The following is a 3,192-nucleotide window of genomic DNA, read 5'->3' as shown; positions in this document are numbered from 1 at the left end:
GATGGTAGTGTGGGGTTTCCCCATGTGAGAGTAGGTCATCGTCAAGATTAAATTCCGAAACCCCTATCTGCACACGCAGGTAGGGGTTTTGTCTTGTATAGCCCTGAAGAATCTCGGTCCTGTGTCTCTTGGCAGAAAGCGGCTTCAATCCCTCTTCTCCCGCCCCCTCAGTTTTCTATGCAATCCCCACCTGCATAGCTATCATGCGAACCTCATTACGAGTCGAGATTGGCATGCTGAAGTTGTTGAAGCTCCTCAAGGATGGCCGGTTCCATTCCGGGCAGGACCTGGGGGTCGCCCTTGGCGTAAGCCGCAGTGCTGTCTGGAAGCAGTTGCAGCACCTCGAGGCCGAGTTAAACCTGCCTATTCATAAAGTTCGCGGTCGCGGCTATCAGTTGGCTGCGCCATTGTCGTTGCTGGAGGCGCCGGCGATTGCCGAGTACGCCCAGGGTGAGAGCTGGCCAGCACTGATATTCGATTCTATTGATTCGACTAATGCCCAGGCATTACGTGCCATTGGCGAAGGGCAGGCCGCGCCCTTTCTGGTGCTGGCTGAACGGCAGACTGCCGGGCGAGGCCGGCGCGGGCGCCAGTGGGTGAGCCCTTTTGCCGAGAACCTCTATTACAGCCTGGTATTGCGCATTGAAGGGGGGATGCGGCAGCTCGAGGGGTTGAGCTTGGTTGTGGGTCTCGCGGTGATGCGAACGTTGCAGACATTCGGTGTTGTTGATGCAGGTTTGAAGTGGCCGAATGATGTGCTGGTCAACAACCAGAAAATCGCCGGTATTCTTCTGGAGTTGGTCGGTGATCCTGCGGATGTGTGCCATGTGGTGCTGGGCGTAGGTATCAATGTGAATATGCGGGCAGCCAGCGAGATTGATCAGGCGTGGACATCGATGAGTCGAGAGACTGGCTTGAATATTGACCGCAATCTGCTGGTCGCCAGGCTGAATCAGAATCTGCAATCTGATTTGGAGCGGCATCGACAAGATGGGTTTACAGTCTTCAAGCAGGAGTGGGAGCAAGCCCACCTCTGGCAGAGGCAAGCAGTGTCTTTGATCGCCGGGGTCAATCGAGTTGACGGCATCGTATTGGGTATCGATGGTCAGGGCGCGTTGCGTCTTGAGGTCAATGGTGTGGAAAAGAGCTTTAGCGGTGGTGAGCTCAGTTTGAGGTTGCGTGATGATTCTTGAGCTCGATTGCGGAAATAGCTTCATTAAGTGGCGCATTGTACGTAGCGCTTTTGCGACGATCGTTGCGGGAGGAGTGGTCGATTCCGATCAGGCTCTCGTTGTGGCTATCAAGGCGCTGGCCAGTCCGCCAGAGCGCTGTCGCTTGGTGAGTGTCAGGAGTGAAGAGGAAACCGAAAGTTTGGGTGCGCTATTGTCGCAGCACTTCGGGATTAGCGTCATGGTTGCCCAGCCCGCCAGGGAGGTGGGTAGTGTGCGAAATGGCTATGACGATTATCAGCGTCTTGGTTTGGATCGCTGGCTGGCCTTGCTGGGGGGCTATCACCTGGCCAAAGGGGCTTGTCTGGTAATGGACTTCGGGACCGCGGCAAAGGCTGACTTTGTTGCTGCTGACGGCGAGCACCTGGGAGGTTACATCTGTCCAGGAATGCCGTTGATGCGTAGCCAGTTGCGTACCCATACGCGGAGGATTCGCTATGACGACGCATCGGCTGAGCGTGCGCTGTCGAGCATGACTCCTGGCCGTTCGACAGTAGAGGCGGTGGAGCGGGGGTGTGTTCACATGCTTCAGGGGTTTGCTCGTTCTCAGATTGAATATGCGCATGCGCTGTGGGGGGAGGGCTTCACCGTGCTGCTGACAGGTGGTGATGCACCCCTGGTGCAAGAGGCGGTTCCACATGCCCGTGTGGTGCCTGACCTAGTGTTTGTTGGTCTGGCGCTGGCCTGCCCGCTGGATTGAGGTGACTATGCGTTGGTTGTTTCTTTTGTTGGTGGTGCTCAATGGCGTGTATTACGTCTGGAATCAGCAGGAAGCACCTCTGAAGGCCAAGGAGGTGGCGCCGCTATCGCTCTACAAGGGCAATCAGCAGGGGATTCGGCTATTGAGCGAGTCAGTACAGGATAATCGGCCGTCCGAGCGTGGGCAGGAGTGCTATTACGTGGGCGGGCTGGCTGGCAAGGAGCAGCTCAATGCCCTGCGTCAGCGTCTTGTGGCGCTGGACATAGCTGCAGTGCCGGTCATGGGAAGGCTCGGGGGCGAGTCGGGAGTGTGGCTGCAGATTGCTCCGCAAAGCCAGCGATTACTGGACCAAGCCCTGTTGGGAGCACTTTCCCGAGATTTCAAAGACTTAAAACATAAAATAATGTTGTGCGAGGGTATTGCAACTGGCGAATAGCTTGATAGAATGGCGCCCGCTTCACAGGGATGACCACTAAGTGGTTGAGCTGAGAAGTAGCTGTCAAATTAGCTAACCTCAAGATTTTAATGAGAAAAAGCTTGACAGTAGGACGGCAAGAGTTGAAAATGCCGCCCACGTTCAGGAGGGGTTCCCGAGCGGCCAAAGGGATCAGACTGTAAATCTGACGTCTACGACTTCGAAGGTTCGAATCCTTCCCCCTCCACCAGTTTAGCGAGAGCCGCAAGCTCCGCGGGTATAGTTTAGTGGTAGAACCTCAGCCTTCCAAGCTGATGATGCGGGTTCGATTCCCGCTACCCGCTCCAAGTTTGCTGTTGTTGCACAGTGTTACGCTCTTGTAGCTCAGTTGGTAGAGCACACCCTTGGTAAGGGTGAGGTCAGCGGTTCAAATCCGCTCAAGAGCTCCATATAACAAGGCAGATATGAAAATATCTGCCTTTGTTTTAATGGTCTGTTTGATCTGCTTATTGCTTCTACCGGGGGATAATCTCGATGGCTAAGGAAAAGTTCGAACGTAACAAGCCGCACGTAAACGTTGGTACCATCGGTCACGTTGACCATGGCAAGACAACGTTGACTGCCGCGCTGACTCGCGTTTGCTCCGAAGTTTTCGGTTCGGCCAAGGTCGATTTCGACAAGATCGATAGCGCTCCGGAAGAAAAAGCGCGTGGTATTACTATTAATACTGCGCATGTTGAGTACGATTCAAATATTCGTCACTACGCTCACGTTGACTGCCCAGGTCACGCTGACTACGTGAAGAACATGATCACCGGTGCTGCCCAGATGGACGGCGCGATCCTGGT

4 protein-coding genes and 3 tRNA genes are annotated in these 3,192 nt (G+C 54.8%); all 7 read left to right on the top strand.

Features of this window, described 5'->3' with window-relative positions; genetic code table 11:
• Positions 1–233: 233 nt before the first annotated feature.
• Positions 234–1,193, top strand: a complete 960-nt coding sequence (gene birA / locus H621_RS0119475; RefSeq protein WP_028944983.1) for a bifunctional biotin--[acetyl-CoA-carboxylase] ligase/biotin operon repressor BirA — start codon at positions 234–236, stop codon at positions 1,191–1,193.
• Entirely contained in the window at positions 1,183–1,929 is a 747-nt protein-coding gene (locus tag H621_RS0119470; protein WP_028944982.1) for a pantothenate kinase, read from the top strand. Before birA ends, H621_RS0119470 begins: the two co-directional genes overlap by 11 nt.
• 7 nt (positions 1,930–1,936) lie before the next feature.
• The gene (locus H621_RS0119465) at positions 1,937–2,365 is read left to right on the top strand and encodes a hypothetical protein (RefSeq protein WP_028944981.1); all 429 of its coding nucleotides are present in this window, start codon (positions 1,937–1,939) and stop codon (positions 2,363–2,365) included.
• A 144-nt stretch (positions 2,366–2,509) separates the two neighbouring features.
• Positions 2,510–2,594: transfer RNA gene (locus tag H621_RS0119460), tRNA-Tyr, on the top strand.
• Between the two features lie 23 nt (positions 2,595–2,617).
• Positions 2,618–2,691: transfer RNA gene (locus H621_RS0119455), tRNA-Gly, on the top strand.
• A 26-nt stretch (positions 2,692–2,717) separates the two neighbouring features.
• Positions 2,718–2,793 (top strand) — tRNA-Thr (locus H621_RS0119450).
• A gap of 85 nt (positions 2,794–2,878) precedes the next feature.
• On the top strand, positions 2,879–3,192 hold a 314-nt coding region (locus H621_RS27795), incomplete at its 3' end, for a GTP-binding protein (RefSeq protein WP_245219103.1).

This window comes from Pseudomonas vranovensis DSM 16006, assembly GCF_000425805.1.
GTDB lineage: Bacteria > Pseudomonadota > Gammaproteobacteria > Pseudomonadales > Pseudomonadaceae > Aquipseudomonas > Aquipseudomonas vranovensis.
Note: the sequence above shows the minus strand (reverse complement) of the source record. Positions and strands in the feature narration are given on the sequence as shown.